Source organism: Candidatus Nanosyncoccus alces (assembly GCF_004138395.1).
GTDB classification, from domain to species: domain Bacteria; phylum Patescibacteriota; class Saccharimonadia; order Saccharimonadales; family Saccharimonadaceae; genus Nanosyncoccus; species Nanosyncoccus alces.
In genome coordinates this window covers 59,059-77,424 of sequence record NZ_PRLM01000003.1, presented here as the reverse complement: position 1 = coordinate 77,424, position 18,366 = coordinate 59,059, and the positions used below count along the sequence as shown (strand labels likewise).

Here is an 18,366-nt window from a genome sequence, read left to right as displayed (position 1 = left end):
TGTGCTTGGGCGTCCAGCCCATGGGCTCCACCCAAAATTTAGTGCTATCTTGCTTTAACCCGTAGGTCCTCCCCAGGATCCTGCCGGGTTATTGGGGTTATTTGAAATATCCTCTCCGTCACTACCCTGTGCCGGATTCTGTACCGGAGTAGCATCATTAGCCCCTCCGTTTCCCGTACCATTATCGCCGTTATTATCAACGTTGGTGCCAGATCCGCCCTGCGTAGAAGGCGTATTGTCATCATCGCCCGTACGCTGATTATTGTTGGTGTCTTGCATATCCTGCATGTCCTCACGATAATCATCGTAATTCTCGTAGTGATCCGAATTGGTATCACGATCCTCACTCGAATGCTGAGCCCCATCACCATTATTGGTGTTCGGCCCAGGACCAGGATCGTCATTTTCTTCCGTGTTTTCACTCGGAGCCTTATTCGGATCCTTATCATACGTCGGGCTTGGCGTCGTTGGTTCAGGAGTAGTAGTCGGTTCAGGCGTGGTAGTCGGCGACGGAGGATTATCCGGTGGATTCGTCGAATCCGGTTTGCCAGGAGGATTGCTTCCTCCTCCGCCAGACGGCGTAGTTTTAGGCACATTCACGATTTTCGGCTGGTCCTTCTCGCTAAAGAATTCCGGCCGCTTATCATGAATATTAAAGCCTATCACCAGCAGACCTTTGGCATCCTTTTTGCCAGCTTCGTCTTTTCCAATATAAGCCAAAATTAAAGCTTCTTTCTTATATTGGTACGATGCCTTGATGCCGGCTCGATCGTTGTTTTTCGCTGAACCATTCAGCGGCCAATTTTCAATCGTTTGCCGACTTTGAACACCTTGATCTACCAACCTTTCGAGCAGCGTACAGAGTGTCGCTGCGTAACAACGATATTCCGTTGTTACGTAAATAGTACTGGTATCGTTATTGCGATACTCGCACCAGACGAAAACACCCTTTTTGTTTCTCTCGACCATCTCGTCCATCCAGGAGTTGAAGGATCCAATCGTTTTATCACCGATTTTCTTATCCTTCAAAGCATTCGCTACGGTAACCCCGTAAACGGGGTTACGGAGGATCTCCTCCTCCAACTCCAGGAACATCTTTTGGCTATCCTTAGCTTTAAAACCGTAAGTCAAAGCGTCAGAAAAGCCTGTCGATGCCGTACGTTCCTTGTCGTGTGGGCCCAAAGACGAAGCCAAAAGCTTCTCGGATACTTCCGCGTACTTTTCAGTATTCAGTTTCTCCAAATCTTCCGGCGTAAGTTTCGTCACAGTCAGGTTATTGATCGCTTCCTCAGTTACAGCTTCCGCGCCGCAACCAGCAAGCACACTCACCAGAACTACTATTGCGACTAAAATCGCCACGCCTCTTGTTATCCAACCAGAAGCGCGAAAACAGTCTGCCTTTGCCTTCTTTTCCTCAGCAACCTCCGCCGAATCTCCCTCTAATACTTCATTATCATGATAATGATAGAAAAGCATATTAGAAATTACTATTGCCCCAACAGCAAGAATCCCTAATATCGGAATCACTCCGGCGACTTTTGTTAGTATTAGATTGTCCCACAAAGCCGACATCACTCTCATGTTGTCGAGCCAAATAAAGGTCAATCCTAATGATATTAGTAAGAAGAGCACCAACTCTTTGATCGCAGCACCGTTCTGTATCCACCATATGGTGAGGTATACCAGTGCTCCGATAATTGCCAAATTAATCGGCAAAGCCAACCACGGTTGCTTGAAACTCCATGCATTGCATACTCCAAAAAAGTATGTCAAACCCACGGCAAAAGATATCATCCAACCGGTAACGCCAGCTTTAGTTATGCCCATCTTCCTGTCGATAACTTTCTCACCATTTACTTCAACAATGACCTTTTTAAAGACCTGTCCGCCGTAGTTAAAATAGTGAGCCAACGTTGCTGTCGCCAAAGTAGCAATAATGCTAAAAAGCAAAGCAAATATTGTAGCCAACATATTAATTACCTCCTATTATATTTTTCTGGAGGTACCGCCCCCAGTCGGTTCGGGGAGCAGTTTAAACAGATAGCACCCAGATTTCATTTGAAATCTGGGACGATTCGGTTGTTAATGGTCTTCGTTGTCTTAAAACACACTAAAACTCAGACTAATCTCATTGTATCACACTTTCGCTTTTTTGTCAATATGCACATCAGATTTTAGCGCTTATGTCTAAAAAATTTTCCTGTGAAAACCCCGGCCATTTAGCCGGGGTTCCCAAATGTACTGTAGTCACAGCTGGCGCCGGAGATTCCGGCAGAAAAAGGGTTTATGAATAGTCATTAAGTTCGCTGGAAGGAATAACCTCCAGCTTGTCACCATTGCGACGGCATTTGACCTTCACGATCCTAAAACCGCCGCCAAGCTGGCAAGCCTCCCAGTAATCTTCAATCGGATCAGACAAAGGCTTGCTGAGATCACCGCCGGGATAGTAACGGAATCCTATAACGGAGGGCTTCTTGCCGCCAGTCTTAGCGGACTCTTCAGCCACCTTAACTCTCTTCTTGAGATCATCAACCTCCTTGGTAAGAGTGTCGGTTTTCTCCTCGACAGACTTAAGTCGGTTACCCTGGTCGGTCATGACGACTTTGATGTCTTTAACATCACCAGCCATCGCTGCACACCTCTTGTTTGTCTCGGCTACCATCTCTTCCCAAGACATAGTTCTGGGACTCGAAGGATTCGCCGCCGCGGAAATGGGGTTACTTGTAGTATGGTTTTTTCCATTATTCTTTTTCTCTTTCGGCATATCATCATCTCCTTTTATAGCTCGCCGAACATATATATATGCACTCTTCTTATCTTCTATACTTACTTGACCCTTTTTCTTTTAGCCAAACTGTTAAACTACAATGCCCTCATTATAGCACACATGTTTATTTTTGTCAATACTTAAAACATAAAACAAAAAATCACCCAAACCGGGTGATTTTCCTATCTTCTATCATTATTCCCTTGTTCTTCTATAAATTATTGCCGCCACAGCACCAGCTACACTCGCCATCACCACAAAAACAACAAAAAACAGCCTAAATCAGGCTGAATTTAACACTTGTCTCTGCACACCTCTTTTGGCTCTATAGAAGTTCTTCCTCGCTACAACACAAATTTGACACGGATAGAAACATATGATATATAATGCACCAGTTTTTCAAACCCTATTTTAAAGATTATATCTTCGCTATAACAATATCAAGAAAGCTTTACAGATTATTATAACAATTCTTGCATGAAAAAGCACCACGTTTTATTACGCAGTGCTTTGTAATAAGGTACTATTCTAAGGTTATTTCCTGCTGGTTCCCATTCTTCAAATTAAATAAGAACTTTCCGTTAGAATATACTATTACGTTCTGTACCAACTCGTTCCATAGCTTTTCGGTAAAGGTTAGATCGGGATATCCGAGTTTCGTTAATACCTTTTCAAATGCAGCTTTGATCTGTAGCTCATTCAAGGTTTGGGTACTGCATTTAACCTCGTTATTATACTTCTGATTGCAGTACCACGAAACACGGCAAGGCTTGCCTTTCTGTGAATATCTCGTTTTTCGTCCATAAAATCCACCACAATCTCCGCAAATAATTTTACTGGCAAATGGACTGTAATGTTGAACTCTGTTGGTTTGTTGTTCGTATTTTTTCAACTTTTCCTGAACGAGATCAAATACTTCGGGTTCAATAATCGGCTCATGGGAGTTTTCTACGAGATACTGCTTCATTTCGCCGTTGTTTTTCTTTACCTTTTTCGTTAGGTAGTCCGTGGTATAAGTTTTTTGAAGCAGGGCATCGCCTTTATATTTTTCATTGGTCAGGATACTTCTAACGGTGCTGAAATACCAAACCTTTTTGCCGGTAGGAGTAGGGATATTTTGTTCAGTAAGATAAGTAGCGATATGCTTTGGGGTTAATCCATCAAGAAAAAGCTCGTAAATTTTACGAATAATTGCGGCTTCTTCCTCAATAATCTCAGGTCTGCCATCTTCTCCTTTGCGATATCCGAGAAAGTGAGAATAAGCTAAACTGACCTTACCTTCTTCCATACTGCGTTTTTTGCCCCAACGGACATTTTCACTAATGGAACGACTTTCCTCCTGAGCAAGTGAAGCTAATATAGTTAGCATCATCTCGCATTTAGGATCAAATGTATGGAGATTCTCTTTTTCAAATCGCACCTCAACCCCTGCAGTTTTCAACTGACGGACTATTTGAAGCGTATCAACCGTATTGCGTGCAAAACGAGAAATGGATTTTGTAAGGATCAGATCTATTTCTCCGTTTAACGCTTTTTCAATCATAAGATTAAAGCCGTCACGTTTTTTGGTATTTGTACCAGTAATACCTTCATCAGCAAATACCCCGACGAATTCCCAATCAGGATTATTCTGGATATATGCGGTGTAATAATTCACCTGAGCCTCATAACTGGATTGCTGCTCCTCCTGCTCTGTGGAAACACGAGCATAGGCAGCAACACGTAGCTTTTGTGAAGCATGGTCTTCCGTTTGTTGAATCAAATCTTTTGTAGATTCAATTACGGTTATCTTCATGTCCTTGCTCATTTTTCCTCCTTTCCGCATTACGCTTTAGTGTTTTTTGCCGAGCTTTTTCTTTCATTTCCGGAGTCCAGCTTTCTTTGCGAGATTTATGCTCCCATACTACATACTGAACGGAACCGTCTTTAAACGTATAGCGGAGATGAAAATGTCCCGTAACCTCTATGTTAGAGATTCTTGCTTGTATAGTCTCTCTGTCCAAGTTATCTATCCCTAATACCTCTTTGGTTTTGCCAATAAGAATATCCTCAGGGATTTGCTGTGATGAGCAATATTGTTTACCAAGATCATAGTATTTACCACATATCCACACATTTTTAGGATGACTACTGGAATTTGCTATTCGTCTGCGATACGGAGCTCCGCATAATCCACAGTGAATAAGTCCCTTAAATAGTGATATTTGTTTGTTAGCAGGTTGGATCGAGAAAAATAACGCTTGTCGCCTTTTCATCTCTTCTTGAACAGCCATAAAAATATCTCTATCAATAATTGCTTCATGGCTGTTTTCTACAAAGTATTGTCTTAATTCGCCTCTGTTTTTAACTTTTCGTTTTGTCCTAAAATCTGAACGATATGTTTTTTGGAGCAACATATTGCCTGTATATTTCTCGTTATGAAGGATTACACTGAGTGTATTTGCTCTCCAGTGGTCAGAATATCTAGCAGGAAAATCCATAGAATTTAATTTTTTGGCTATGGTCTGTAATCCCATCCCTGACAAATAGTCATTAAAAATCATCTTTACAATTTCAGCTTCCTCCGGCACGATGATCATTTTGCCGTCTACCAGTCTGTAGCCGAGCATATCTCCAACCCACGGCTCGCCGTTTTCAAACTTTTTGCGAATGCGCCATTTCTGATTCTCGCTGGCAGAGCGGGCTTCTTCTTCGGCATACATTGCAAGAAGTGTCAAAAGCAATTCTCCGTCCGGGCTGATACTGTGCATATTCTCTTTTTCAAAGAATACGTCTATATCAAGAGCTTTTAACTCACGGACTGTTTCAAGTAGGATAACCGTATTCCTAGCAAAACGAGTAATAGATTTGGTAACGACTAAATCTATTTTTCCGTTTCGGCAATCCTCCAGCATCCGCTGAAACTCCGGGCGGTTGATAATGGTTCCTGAGATACCGTTATCCGAGTAAATATCTACCAAAGTCCAGTTAGGATTCTGTCTGATATATTCCTCATAGTAAGCCTTTTGAGCTTCTAATGAGTGAAAGGCAGCGTCTTTGTCAGAGGATACACGGGCATATGCTGCTACACGGATGGTTTTTTCTTCTTGTGTTTTTGCCGGTATTTCAGTGATTTTCATTGATATTACCTCCTAACAACACACATTCACCCTCTGTTGGGGAAAATAGTCAAGTCTATTTTTCAATGATTCTGAAATTCTGTCTGCGCCATTTAGTACGGCAATAGGTAGAGCAAAACTTAGCGTCGCTTCTCATACCTTCTGGTAGCGGCTTGTGGCAGCATTTACAGATCGGCGCTGCTGTTTTTTCATCCTTTGTCTTGCGCTTGCCAAAGGCTTTATAGCCCTTTCTGTGACAGATGGATTTTACCGTATTCATAGACAGCTTCAGCTCATTAGCGATAAAGCTGTACGGATAATTCAAGCTGCGCAGAATAGCGATGACTTCTAATTGTTCAGCTGTCATCATATCATTCCTTTCCATGGTTTTGTTTTGGTTATCCCCAGCCTTTTCAGACTGGGGATATAATGTACTTTACGTTCCAATGATGCGTATCCTGTCTGCGCCATAAACAACGCCGAGTCCTGAGCCGCAGTCCCAGTTGACAAAAATCGTTCCTGCATCGTCCACGAAATCTACAGTCCCGCGATCACCGGGTTTGAGCTTGCTATACGGATCATCCATTGAAACCAGCTGGACGCGGGTTCCTTTTGGAAAACGCTCCCTTAAACAAGCGATGGTTTCTCTCTTAGGTAACGGATTCACTTGCGTCTTCACCTCCGGTTGGTGTACCGTTTCGCCATGCGCTGTTGCCGGAAAGATGGCGAAGCAGAATCTTTCGGGTCTGCTTATACTCATCGCCTTTCATATCAAGCTGAACCAGAAACAGTCGCATTGTGAATTTGTCGTTATTGCCGTCATATGGTTTTGAGGTGATTCGCTTTCGTTCCTGTGCCATGCGGCAGAGAGCAAATACGAAATCACTGTAAGCTTTCGCCTCGCCGTCTTCACCATAAACGGTAAACCATGGAAAACTGATCTTGTCATCTGATTCTTCAAGCGAGATTACATTTGTCTGAAAAGCACGTTCAAATAAAACGGCTTTGTTGCAGATGATCTGCCTGAGACGGAGCAAAGCATCAGTGGTGACAGTTTCCTTTGGAATACTGATGGTTAGAGCGTCTCCCTCAACGGATTCCGGGACAAAGCCTTCCTCCTTTAGCAAACTAACAAGCCTGTCCAATACATCTTTTGTCATGCCTGTAGGACAAGTAATTGCGCCGGTTTTGTCTACAGTATAGTTGCCAACCTTGTAAGCAAAGGTGGGTGCTTTAGCGTATACCGGCGCCCATAACGTAATCTTACCTAACTCATAAGCCAAATGCTTTCTTTCTTCGCCTGTGACATTGTAACGGATAATCATTTTTACACTTCCTCTCCAGTCATAATGAAATGAAAATACTTACTGCGGTTTTCTTCAATATACACGACTAACTCATAGTAACCCTCACGGTTAGCAATAGACTGTACCATTCTGTAGTCCAGCATATTGGTTTCACCGCTGTCGCGGATCGCGAGGATCTGGCTTTTGACTTTTTCCGTCATATTGCATCATCTCCTTTTAATGTGCTATGCGACAAATGTCGCATTAGATAGATTTGCCGAGCTTTTTGATACTGACAATGCGGATATGGAACGCTGCGAGCTCCACCGGCTTTCTCTGTATCTCCAAGCTCGTTTGGTCTTTGAGCTTAGCCCGAAACACAAAGTTCCCGATATGCTTTAGCTCAGCAATATCGTACTGTGTTTCTAAAGCTGTTCTCAAACCCAGACCGTCGTTCGCGACCTTTAGCCCAATCAGACCGCTGTTTTGCATGGTGTGTGCCTCCTTTCTTGTTTTTGATTGTTATTCGTGGCGCTCCCGAGGGAGCATATTGGTTTGTTTTGTATTTAATGGTATAATCTTCGCTATGAAGAAAATTAAAGGTCAGATCATTATTGATGAAGGAGTAAATATTTGGAACCATGAGCTATTCATTGCCACTGGTCTTGCTAACATTGGCTATAATGTAAGGTTTATTCCTAACCACCCCTCTGCTTGTTCAGCAGATGCTTTTGTAAACAATACGATTTTTGAATTCAAAGCTCCTGAAGGTTCAAATATAAAAGCAGTTGAAAGAAACCTAATTAAAGCAGTAAATCGTCAATCCCCTAATATTGCTATCACTTCAATCAGGATGAAGAAAGTGCAAGACCGAAGTATTATCAATTTTTTAACTTCTAAACTAAAAGAAGGAAAAGGCATTAAACATCTGATTTTCGTAAAACGTGATGGAATAGCTATTGACATAAATGATTTAGTGCGATAAAATTAAGCTAGCGAAGTCTCCGAGGGTGAGCATTCACTGAGCCGGAGGCTTCATTTTTTATCTCAAACCAGTAATTTTTTGTTAAGGCACTTTGTGGTTAAGCCTGTCTTACACATTTTTACCTCCGTCAGCATATCTCGCCGCTATCTATATACTGTCTAATCATCTTTTCCAGTTCATCCGGTGTGATGACTAAGAACATTTTCGGCTGACCCTTAATGCTTTCACGGATGCATTGCTTGATCTTCTCTTTGCGAGTGCTATCTTTCACTACCCAAGTGACAATCGGAAAGACGCCGGTTTCCTTCTGCTCAATACCGGTGTAGAAATACTCTAAATAGGCGTTACATTTCTCTATGATCTGCGAGGACGATTCCGTACTGAGATCTATTTCTATAAACCAGCTATCCTCATATTTTTCATAACTCGTGACTACGAAAACATCCGGTTTGAGATAACACACTCGCCCATCGGATTTGTATTTACGCCAGCAGGACGGCTCGGTGTCTACTGCATCCAGAGACAGGTCATGGCTGTTGCGGCAGATAAGCGTTAGCTGTACCACGCACTCAGCGATAGAGAGCGTATGCTCCAGAAACATTGGTGAAGGCTCAGAAAAGCGTTTCCGTTTATGTTCGCCCGGCGTGTTAAGAGTCAGCAGTCTGAACCCGGCTTCGGTGAGATACCAGATTTGCACTGAGGAACCGCCCTGATAACCGCCGATCCGTCTTGCCAGCGGGCGAATCAGTCCGTGATCTGACAGACGTTTTAAGAGCAGATTTTGATTCCGTGTCCGTGAAGTTTTGGTAGAGCAATTAGTAAAATACAATCTACCAACCTGATCAGAGGTTAGGAAACGGTATTTTCTGAGAGCCTGTAATACCGAAAGGTCTCTGGCGGATAACCGTTTCTCCAACTTCTCCAGCTGCGCCCTCGTCAGTCTTCTCTTTTTATCAGGGGCGGCTCCCGCCGCTGAGTTAGGTGGTATCCCCTGAAAGGGGATAGAGTCGTCTCCCTTATACTGCTTATCTGCGCCATCTTCAGCCATTACTGCGCCTTTGAAGTCCAAGCGATTGGATGGGCGGTTGGATGCCGTAGAAACAGATATAAAAGCTTGATTTTCGCCGTTATTATTGTTTGGCTTCATATTATTTCTTTCTCTTTCTCCCGATAGGGCTGTTAATTATGTTAGGGTCTGGTTGCGATTCTTGCTTTGTCATCATCTGAATGAGCTCAGCTTCGGTCTGCTCCGCCGGCACTCCATAACGCTTCATGCTCTCGGCTTTGAGTTCAGCCGCTAAACGTAAGGGTGGTGACGGCGGCAAGGTCTGTCCATTTATCCAGCCGGTGCTTCTGCCGCCTGACTGAAACGAAGTATAGATGTGGTATCGCGGTAAGCTCATAAAATCTAAAGCTTGAAGCTCCGGCGCTTGTTTCGCCATATCTTTTGCGTCATCAGCGTTTAGCCCGAAGACAATTTTGTTACGACAGTTTACATCAATCCCTGCTTTGATATCCGGCGGCAGTTGTCCTCTATACTGATGAGCAACTGTATATGCCACGCCGAGTCCTCTCGCTTGCGCTAAAGCATCGCTAAACGACGTCGGCAGGGCAAGATAATCCTGCAGCTCATCTATGTAGACGGATACCATATGCCGCTTTTCCGGCGGTATTTTCGCCCGTGACAGCGCCAGCGACCACGTCAGCCCTACGATCAGGCTGCCGAGCAGCTTCGCCGACTCTGCGCCGATAATGCCGCGATTCAGCGGTACCAGCACGATCTTCCGCTTGTAGAACAAATCGGTCAGCGAAAACTTCGGCTCAGACTGACCGAGTACGTTCCTCAGTCCCGGTCTGTAGGTGATCTGCCTGAGTTTATTAAGTACCGGAGCAATTTCCGTTCTGCGCTCTGAATCCTTCATCGCCTCAAAGTGTTTCCAGAACGGCTGTAAGGCGATAGGGTCGTTAATATTAGAAGTGATGCGCTTGCGAAAGCTCTCATCCGTCAGGAGCTGTGGGAGCCACAGCAGATTCGCTCCTCTGACTTGCGCTAATGTCAAAAGTGCGCCGGATAAAATATCCGCTGATCTGATACCCCAGTTCTGAGAGAAGATCTCTTGGAATACTGCAAGGATAGAATCAGCGGTGAGCGATGGGTCTTGATTATATGCCAAAGGATTGAAACCAACCGGGGAAGGATCGGAAGGGTCTATTACCACTACGTCATCCTTACGCTCATTTGGAATACGCTCCAGAATATCTGTAACAAGATCAGCTTTTGGATCAATCACCAGCACGCTCCGTCCGGCTTTAATATCCGATATAATTAAGTGTTGAAGTACTGTGCTCTTACCACTTCCGGTGGGACCGAGTAGTGAAGTGTGCTCCAAAGCGTCCTTTGGTGAGATACTGAGCTTTTTGTGCTCGTTATCAGTTGAAACAGCAAACACACGGCTGCTTGTATTGCTGGTTGGCTCTTTGTGCCATTGCGGCGGTAATAGTGGCTTCGGGTGCAAGCTGGGCGTACCGGGGATTTCTTCTTCACCGGCAGGAAGCAGCAGAAAACACGCAGCTTCTTTTACCGATAATTTTAGCGGCATTCTCCAAGGTAAAGCTATATTATTGAGATTGTCCGGCGACTCTTTCTCAGCATGAATATGTACCCCTGCTGATTCCAGCGTCCGCATAGCGGATATGATATTATTCAGCCTTGTCATTGTATGCTCGCCTGTCATTCCTACACGAATCACAGCCTCAAAAGAATACTGGTCTGCTTTATCTTTAGCGGCACGGCGACACTCCTGTGAAGCGGTTTTGATGTTGCCGAGCAGAGTGTCAAGCCAAGTAGAATTTGGATCAGGGAGATTCTTAGGGACGGTCTTCGGGGCGAAAGCCGCCCCAAAGATAATTTGTACGACAGATTCCGTCTCAGCTCTTGCCCCAAGCATAGCGGCAAGTACTGCTCGGATCATCGCTGATGATACTTCGGTATTGAGAGATAATACCGGTTTTGAGATGCGGATTTTCCTCGCGTCCTCTACAAAATCCCTGCGCTCTGCTTTGGCAAACTGCACTTCGCTATGTGCCTTGAAAACCTCTTGTACCTTGCTGATAGATTTCTTTGGGGTTCCAAGCAGATATCTCACTTTGCCGTTTTTACAGCGCACCTCCCACACAATAGCTCCACGCGATGAAAGGGTGGCGATATTGGTGAGTATGCTATGTAAAATCTCCGCTTCATACGGGCGCTGTATAAAAATCTCGTGAAAGATGATGCCCTTAGTAATCATCGTGATCCCTCTTGTGTTTGTAAACACGATAACCGATAACGATTGCACCGCAGATTACGGCGATAATCAGTAGTGGGATTTTGACGGAGAGAATGGATTCTACGCCCAGCTTGATAACGAAACCGAGGACAGCGAAGACGATAACGCCCTCTATGATGCGACTCATCAGTCCGCGTTCCGTAGGCTCGTCCTTGTCGTCTTTTCTTCTCATGCATCACACCTCCTCCTGTTCACCGCTATTTTGCTCAAAGGAGTATTTGGGGACAGGGTATCCGGGGATAAAGAAGTCCGCCCCGCCCTCAGTTTCCGATCCCCAACATAGCCATTTCTGATTGCTCGATGGGCGCTTACGGCAGAAAAGTTCCATATACGGAGGGTCGCACAAACGTTCAATAATCGGAATAAATTCTCTCGGCTTCTCGCTATGTATGGTTGTCGGCATGATCCCCCAGTTCATTTGGGAGTGATTATTGAACTTAACTTTTCCGCGTGTCGCCACGACACATAGCTCTGTGCACTGGCGGAGATATTGAGAACCGAGCCCTAGTTTAGCTTTACACCATACGTAGTAACCGCGATAGGTAAAGCCTTGTTCATTAATGACTTTCAGAGCATCCGGTAAACAGGAATTTGTTGTCCACAACCACAATGTACAATTATCTGCAGTGAGATCTTTAAGTGGGAATTTAAGAATGCGATCCATAGACATCAGGTCATATTTTTCAATGGCTCCAAAATGCCCACCCTGTCCTTTTGACCACGGGAAATCTACCAATATCGTAGCCGCCTTAGGAATTGCAGGAATATTCTCAGGCACACGATAATCATTCGGTGCTTCTTTCTCAATCTTATGTTTCGGCATAAATATTTGCCTTCCTTTCTAAAATATGTTTTTAATGCGTTTGCAACGGTTATATCATAGCCTTTAGAGTTTCTTGCCGATGGAATAACCAAAAAGTAACCATTTTGGATACTTTTTGACTATTCTGTATCGGCTGGAATCAAATTACAGATCTATGTCGTCAAACATAGAATCTTGGTGAGGCTGTTTCCAATGCTTTTCCGCCGCTTCTGACATCTGGCGAAAAGCCTCCATCTGCATCATATTGAGCTTCAGACTCTTACCGGCGGCGTTATATACCGCCTTAGCCTTTTCATACTCATAATCATAGTGCTGATTTTTATGTTCTACGCGCGGTGGATCATTAGAAGAATAGTTGTTGAAGTCAGCAAGCCAATCACCGAGAAAAGCAATTCCAATAACGACGGCGAGAATCAGTAAAAGCAGTCCGATTATTTCCCACATTACCAGTCACCTCCTACAATTTCTGCCAACGCTTTACGGGCATAGGTTTCCACGATGAGGCGGTATTCAGCTTTACCCGTAGGCGCAAGTCTGATAAAGTGTTCCTCCGCTAATGACAACACAGCCGTATTATCCATTGCCTGTTTAGCAAGAGCTGCTCTCAGCTGATCACGAAACGCATCCAATTCTGCGGCAGCGTAAGTCCTTTGAGCAAGAGACCCACCTGAATTCTGTACGTTAATAGGGGTAACGGAAGTGCTCTTAGATTCATAGGGAACAATTCTGTTCTTCATTGTAAAAATCCTTTCATTCAGATATTTGAGAACAAAAAAGACGGCAGGAGATACCATTAAGGTATCTGCACTGCCGTCTTGCGGTCTCACAGATGATACTATTTAATTTGGAATTATGATAGTGCGTCTACCAATGCTCTATCATTGATGTTATAGTTGATGATGTTCATATCACCGTCATCATAAAGGGCAAGTCTGGTAATGATCTCCTTTTTCTTAACCTCTATGATCCAGTTCTTGTCTTTGTAGGTCGCTCTGAACAGCAAGCTACCATTGGAATTGCGAACCTCATAGGTCGCTTCTGATTCCGGCAAAATAATATCTCCTTGCTGTTCCAAGTCGCAGGCGATAGCGTTATCGTGTTCTTCCGTTAGTACGATATCTAATGCCTTAAGGATTTTTAGAGTATCTACCTCGTTGCGGGAACACCACATTGTTATCAGCATAGAGATAATCGTACCAAACTGATCACATGGGAGTTCCTTTACAGCGTCATAGGTACCTTCGGTCAGGGTTTTCATCTTGTTGATGATAAGGTCTTCGGCGAGTGTGTTTTCGGTAATCATTTTTAGATCCTTTCCGTCTCGGCGCCGGGACTTTGAATTTTTGTTTTTTCTCTTGAGCTCGAGCTCATTTTACTGTACAAATAAACAAAGGTCAATTCAATTTCTCGGTAATTCTATCACAGCAGAAAATAGCAGAAAATAGCAGAAGAAAACTACACAAAAGAAATAGAGCCCACGTTACCGTGAGCTCTCCTGCTTATACTTCCTCAATCAGTTCAAATCCGCCGTTTTCATCTTCGCCGATTGTACTTGTTCTCAGCAGATCTTTGCCTCTATATTCCTCTACCAATATATCCATTTTGCCTATTTCGGTTGAAATATTTCTAATAACGTACATCAGATCATCATTTTCAATGGAAATCCTGATACTGAGGTTATGGGGCAGATAAGTAATCTGGATCCTTTCGGCGGTGTCAAAGTCGCCGTCTTCGTCAGCGTGGAAATATACGAGCATGATTTCAGAATCATAAGGTATACCAATCAGAACAGGCTTCCATTCAGGCACTTTACCTCTGACTATTTGACTATAGTTTTGAGTAAACCAGAAGTCATCCTGTTCATCACAATCGTACTTAAAGCCGATTGGATCATCATTTGAAATACCATCTTTTCCCTTGAGCGTCACGAGCTGATCGTCCACTGAGGAGAAAGATATTTTCATCTGACTGAAATCAGCAACTGAATAATTGTATGCCTCATGTTCAAGTTCGTGAATTTCGTCAGCGTCTCCGTCCTTTAAACCGCAAATGATCTTTCCGTAGAAATCATCCCAAAAATACTGTTTGAACTTCATTGATATGTCCCCCTTATTTATAATAATAGATTATTGCATCATCGCCTGTCTACAATAAACAAGCGAAATCTGCAATAATCCGGGGACATTCAGCAATAAGCTTTTAAGTTGCTATAGAGCTTTTAACATAAGCTCTATGATTGTATTATAGCACACATTTGAAAAAATGTCAATATATTGTGTTTATGCTATATAGCAACACAATATATTGTGCTATCTCTGCTGAAAATGATTAAATTAAACTACCTGTTGAAAAAAGTCTCTAAATAGACTAAAATAATACTAACGACATTACTGCAGGGGGTGAATTTGGTGCCGAAACAAAAACCCACACAATTATACACCCATATTATTGAGGCGCTTAAGGAAGGCTGCTATCTTCAAGCCGCAAAGTTTCTTTTCGAAAGAGCAAAAATCGGTTATCCACAGATGAGCTCAGACCAATACGATGAAAAAGAATGTGCAAAGGCGTTTTGGATTGGATTAACATATGACAAGTTTGAGGAGTCCATCGACTCTGAGATTGTTTTTTATTGCACGGGACTGTATAGCGATTATTTTGCCTTGGGAGCAGAAGCAAGACGACAAAAGTTTTTTGTTGAAAGTAACTACAAAGGCAAAAGAAGTGATCTTGGCTCATTATCTGTTAATAATAGAGACCTCCCTAAAAACAAGTTGAAATCTAAGGCGAAAGATTTATATAAAACAGAGGATGCACGACTCAACAGCCTAATCCAACATTTTATGGATAAACCGGAGAAAGCTTCGTTTTTCAAGTATGCTTGTATTAAATATACAATGATAATCCCCGGTAAAAGAACTCGCATAGCCATTACATTAAAGTCAAAGTATGCAAATAAGATTTTCTTTGTAAATCGAATCGAAAACCTCATTTTCTGTGGACGTGAAGATATATTAAATAAAATCAAGGAAAACTTTGATAATGACAATAGCCCGTGTATCCAGTTACTGTATGGTATGGGAGGTGTTGGAAAAACACAAATTGCATTGAAATATGCTTATCTTAACAGGGACGAATATAATACGGTAGTCTGGATAAACGCAACTGATATATCGAAACTTATTGATGATTGCAAAACCTTTTTGAAAGAAAACGATAAAGATTCTGATGTCAACACATTAGATGACTACGATTCTGTGTTAATTGCTTTCAATCGTTTTATTAACTCAAGAGCAAACTACCTATTGATTATAGATAATGCAGACTATTTGGATAAAGATAATGAAAATGCTGTTATTGCAAAAAATGCTCTTACGAAACTAATATCCGCTAATACAGGAAGAGTGTTGATTACAACTCGCTGTAACAGCGAGTTTCATGGGATCAAACGTATCAAAATTGATTTGTTTAATCCTTCGTTAGCATTGGAGTATTTAGAATTAAAATCAGGACGTAAACGAAACGCTAACGCAAAGCAGTTAGCCGAAAAACTTGGTTATTTACCCCTTGCGCTTGATTATGTCGGCTCATATATTGCCACACAACAGATATCCTATAAGGACTACTTAGACTTGTGGGATAGGCAAGGAACAAAGTTGTTTGATAAAAAAGACTACGCCGAAATGACTATTCGGCAAGCTTTTAAAATCACTTTGGATAAATTAAGAGAGAACCCTGAAGAATATAATAAGGTACTATATCTGCTTGAAATCTGCGCAAAGTACAAACTGGAATATTTCCCAATCAAGAGCTTTTCGGATTATTATAAGGGTCTGAAAGACGAATTGCTGCAATATTATCGTACTTTGATAAAACAAGGCAAAAACCCAACCAATTCCTTTGAAGATGGTTTTGTTGGGAACTCCTCTGTACATATGTATAAAATGATTGAAGCTTGTGATGATTATTCCGAAAAATGGGAGTGTATATCAGAAGAAAACAAAGGAAATATCATCATTGAGTATCCTAGCGAATCATTTTTAATGCTGCAAGATGAATTAGAACGGGGCGAAGCCATACGGTCATTAACAAAGTATTCGTTAGCCAGTTGGGATGGTGAAGTGTTGATTATGCACCCTATGCTTGCAGAAATAATAAGGGATGAGTTTGCAGTAGGACAAAAAGATGATTTTTCAATTTATTCATTCAAAGCCGATATATATGATTATCACGGCGATAAAGAGTCATATAACAAATATGAGCGACTGGCGCTTGAAAATAAGATGAATATTGTTGAAACCGTTATTGATTCAATATCCGATCACCCCATAGATCCGGAGTTTAACAGTGTAGATCTTCTATTAGAAGAAACCGTAAAGCTATATCCCGTTTTTGTCCGTTTGCTAAAGTATTCAGATGAAGATATGATAAAACGCGGTATGAGTATTTGGTTTAAAATATCAAAATACATTTACGGTACTGATGATATCACCCATCTTAAAGAAAAGATGCTCTACTACGAAAGAATCTTTTATAACCGATTGTCATGGCAATTAGGAAATTTCATTATCTGGAGAAGATACCCAACGCCCTCTGAACGTAGGCAATCACAGACAGATTACATATATGAATGCACTCAAATTCGTGATTTCACCGATTCTCCCCGACTCCCATCCGCTAAAGCAGCAATAGATGTGTGGGATAATGATGAAACAGATTCATATAAACTAGATGGAGATCCCTCTTGGCGTGTATCAGCGTGTAAGGATTTATCCAAATACAATCTTCAATAACTGAATAATAGTGCTTTTTATAGTAGCTTCATCTCTAGATACGCCTGATCCAAATCATCCTGCTCTACGCCGAGATAGCGTTTGGTGACTTCGTAATTGCTGTGATTATAAATATCCATAATAACAACCGGGGATACCTGTTGGCTTGTCCATGCATGGTATCCCCATGTTTTTCTTAGCCCATGACAAGCGATAGTATCGTCAATCCCAACGTCTAATGTGGCTTCATGCATAATACGCCACGCCTGTACTCTACTGATTGGTTTGCCACGTCCGTTATCAAAAATATATTCGCTTTTACGGCAGGGTAGATATAGATTTAAAGCTTTAATGACATGATCGTTTAAAGCAATTGATCTGCGCTTACCGGTCTTGTGCTCAACTAACGACAAATGCTGCCTAAATTCATCTCTTTCCTGATTATATACATCTTTCCATCTGAGATTGAGAAGATCACTGATCCTAACGGCAGTATATATCCCCATGATTAGCAAGGTATAATTCCGCAAATTTCCCTGCCTCAAAAAGTATTCGCTTAATGCTTTCAACTGTTCTTTATCTCTGATTGGTTCGGTTTTAGCCATAAATAATAGCCCCCTTATCTTAGTGTAAACACATTGTAACGCACTAAGGTAAGGGGCTTTTAACACTCTTTGGAAATTGTTACATTTCTTTAGGGAGATTGTCCAATCACTTGGCGCGTTAAATATGTAGTAATTGGGGAGTTTCACGTAACAACTTCTTAAAACTTTTGATATCGTATTGAAAATCAATAGGAAATATGTTATAGTATTTAACAGAATCCAAAAAATGTTACATTAGAGATTGTATACTCATTTTTCTTTAGAACAATTCACTTACATCTCATAGAAGCTTCGGATGTAAGAATCAAGAGTCGCCTGACATAACGTCTGCTTTTATGTATGTTGCATTTTGTTCTAGAGCCCCATCTGCTTAATATCTCAACGCACATATTTAAGTACATATCAGCTTTTTCGCTACCTATTATCGGAGACGGAGCGTTCAGCGGGAACCAAATTATACTTAAATGTGGGAATGTTATTTTCATCATCTCAAATAATATCGTGTGGTTGGCTAGGTTATTACATATTGGGATAAAAATATCCTTGTTGTGCGCCATAAATATCATCATAATATAAAATAGCCGCTCGTTGTTATCAACGATAATTTTTGACAGTGAACTATACTGATTTTTAAGTTCAATTCCATAGCTCTTTGAAATCTCCTTTTTTATTTCCTCCGGTGCATTGTATATATTTGTGTAATG

At 42.0% G+C, this 18,366-nt stretch carries 20 protein-coding genes; 2 read left to right on the top strand and 18 right to left on the bottom strand.

Annotated features, from left to right (window positions below):
• Positions 1–54: 54 nt before the first annotated feature.
• The 9 genes from G3RUM_RS01940 to G3RUM_RS01900 all read right to left on the bottom strand — a co-directional run bounded on the left by G3RUM_RS01940 (position 55) and on the right by G3RUM_RS01900 (position 7,643).
• Positions 55–1,971: an APC family permease gene (locus G3RUM_RS01940; RefSeq protein WP_129734853.1), complete on the bottom strand. Its 1,917-nt coding sequence runs from the start codon at positions 1,969–1,971 to the stop codon at positions 55–57.
• A 313-nt stretch (positions 1,972–2,284) separates the two neighbouring features.
• Positions 2,285–2,764: a hypothetical protein gene (locus G3RUM_RS01935; protein WP_129734851.1), complete on the bottom strand. Its 480-nt coding sequence runs from the start codon at positions 2,762–2,764 to the stop codon at positions 2,285–2,287.
• Positions 2,765–3,290: 526 nt separating this feature from the next.
• Complete coding sequence (locus tag G3RUM_RS01930) at positions 3,291–4,574, bottom strand: recombinase family protein (RefSeq protein ID WP_129734849.1); 1,284 nt, start codon at positions 4,572–4,574, stop codon at positions 3,291–3,293.
• The gene (locus tag G3RUM_RS01925; RefSeq protein ID WP_129734847.1) at positions 4,543–5,886 is read right to left on the bottom strand and encodes a recombinase family protein; all 1,344 of its coding nucleotides are present in this window, start codon (positions 5,884–5,886) and stop codon (positions 4,543–4,545) included. The genes G3RUM_RS01930 and G3RUM_RS01925 overlap by 32 nt, the downstream gene beginning before the upstream one ends.
• Before the next feature lie 55 nt (positions 5,887–5,941).
• Positions 5,942–6,235 (bottom strand): hypothetical protein, encoded by a 294-nt coding sequence (locus G3RUM_RS01920; protein WP_206660897.1) that lies wholly within the window; start codon positions 6,233–6,235, stop codon positions 5,942–5,944.
• A 66-nt stretch (positions 6,236–6,301) separates the two neighbouring features.
• Positions 6,302–6,532 (bottom strand): DUF4314 domain-containing protein, encoded by a 231-nt coding sequence (locus G3RUM_RS01915; protein ID WP_206660896.1) that lies wholly within the window; start codon positions 6,530–6,532, stop codon positions 6,302–6,304.
• Positions 6,516–7,190 (bottom strand): hypothetical protein, encoded by a 675-nt coding sequence (locus G3RUM_RS01910; RefSeq protein WP_129734841.1) that lies wholly within the window; start codon positions 7,188–7,190, stop codon positions 6,516–6,518. The genes G3RUM_RS01915 and G3RUM_RS01910 overlap by 17 nt, the downstream gene beginning before the upstream one ends.
• Positions 7,191–7,192: 2 nt before the next feature.
• Positions 7,193–7,372: a DUF5049 domain-containing protein gene (locus G3RUM_RS01905; RefSeq protein WP_129734839.1), complete on the bottom strand. Its 180-nt coding sequence runs from the start codon at positions 7,370–7,372 to the stop codon at positions 7,193–7,195.
• Positions 7,373–7,415: 43 nt separating this feature from the next.
• Complete coding sequence (locus G3RUM_RS01900; protein WP_129734837.1) at positions 7,416–7,643, bottom strand: hypothetical protein; 228 nt, start codon at positions 7,641–7,643, stop codon at positions 7,416–7,418.
• 94 nt (positions 7,644–7,737) lie between these two features.
• Here G3RUM_RS01900 and G3RUM_RS01895 point away from each other — a divergent pair, with 94 nt between their 5' ends.
• Positions 7,738–8,136, top strand: a complete 399-nt coding sequence (locus G3RUM_RS01895; protein WP_129734835.1) for a CdiA C-terminal domain-containing protein — start codon at positions 7,738–7,740, stop codon at positions 8,134–8,136.
• Positions 8,137–8,263: 127 nt separating this feature from the next.
• Here the strand turns inward: G3RUM_RS01895 and G3RUM_RS01890 are convergent, their stop codons facing one another.
• The 8 genes from G3RUM_RS01890 to G3RUM_RS01855 form a co-directional block, all read right to left on the bottom strand.
• Positions 8,264–9,283 (bottom strand): replication-relaxation family protein, encoded by a 1,020-nt coding sequence (locus G3RUM_RS01890; RefSeq protein WP_129734833.1) that lies wholly within the window; start codon positions 9,281–9,283, stop codon positions 8,264–8,266.
• A gap of 1 nt (position 9,284) precedes the next feature.
• Positions 9,285–11,426 (bottom strand): type IV secretory system conjugative DNA transfer family protein, encoded by a 2,142-nt coding sequence (locus tag G3RUM_RS01885; protein WP_129734831.1) that lies wholly within the window; start codon positions 11,424–11,426, stop codon positions 9,285–9,287.
• A complete protein-coding gene (locus G3RUM_RS01880) occupies positions 11,416–11,637 on the bottom strand; it encodes a hypothetical protein (RefSeq protein ID WP_129734829.1) in 222 nt (73 codons plus the stop codon). The genes G3RUM_RS01885 and G3RUM_RS01880 overlap by 11 nt, the downstream gene beginning before the upstream one ends.
• A gap of 3 nt (positions 11,638–11,640) precedes the next feature.
• The gene (locus tag G3RUM_RS01875) at positions 11,641–12,288 is read right to left on the bottom strand and encodes an MT-A70 family methyltransferase (protein WP_129734827.1); all 648 of its coding nucleotides are present in this window, start codon (positions 12,286–12,288) and stop codon (positions 11,641–11,643) included.
• Between the two features lie 144 nt (positions 12,289–12,432).
• Positions 12,433–12,732 carry a hypothetical protein gene (locus tag G3RUM_RS01870; protein WP_129734825.1) on the bottom strand — a complete coding sequence of 100 codons (300 nt, stop codon included), beginning with the start codon at positions 12,730–12,732 and terminating at the stop codon, positions 12,433–12,435.
• The gene (locus tag G3RUM_RS01865; RefSeq protein ID WP_129734823.1) at positions 12,732–13,115 is read right to left on the bottom strand and encodes a hypothetical protein; all 384 of its coding nucleotides are present in this window, start codon (positions 13,113–13,115) and stop codon (positions 12,732–12,734) included. Before G3RUM_RS01865 ends, G3RUM_RS01870 begins: the two co-directional genes overlap by 1 nt.
• 23 nt (positions 13,116–13,138) lie before the next feature.
• On the bottom strand, positions 13,139–13,591 hold the full coding sequence (locus G3RUM_RS01860) for a hypothetical protein (protein ID WP_129734821.1): 453 nt from the start codon (positions 13,589–13,591) through the stop codon (positions 13,139–13,141).
• A gap of 196 nt (positions 13,592–13,787) precedes the next feature.
• On the bottom strand, positions 13,788–14,384 hold the full coding sequence (locus G3RUM_RS01855) for a hypothetical protein (RefSeq protein ID WP_129734820.1): 597 nt from the start codon (positions 14,382–14,384) through the stop codon (positions 13,788–13,790).
• A 312-nt stretch (positions 14,385–14,696) separates the two neighbouring features.
• Here G3RUM_RS01855 and G3RUM_RS01850 point away from each other — a divergent pair, with 312 nt between their 5' ends.
• The gene (locus tag G3RUM_RS01850) at positions 14,697–17,078 is read left to right on the top strand and encodes an NB-ARC domain-containing protein (RefSeq protein ID WP_129734819.1); all 2,382 of its coding nucleotides are present in this window, start codon (positions 14,697–14,699) and stop codon (positions 17,076–17,078) included.
• A 17-nt stretch (positions 17,079–17,095) separates the two neighbouring features.
• Here G3RUM_RS01850 and G3RUM_RS01845 read toward each other — a convergent pair whose 3' ends face one another.
• A complete protein-coding gene (locus tag G3RUM_RS01845) occupies positions 17,096–17,662 on the bottom strand; it encodes a tyrosine-type recombinase/integrase (protein ID WP_129734817.1) in 567 nt (188 codons plus the stop codon).
• Positions 17,663–18,366: the final 704 nt, after the last annotated feature.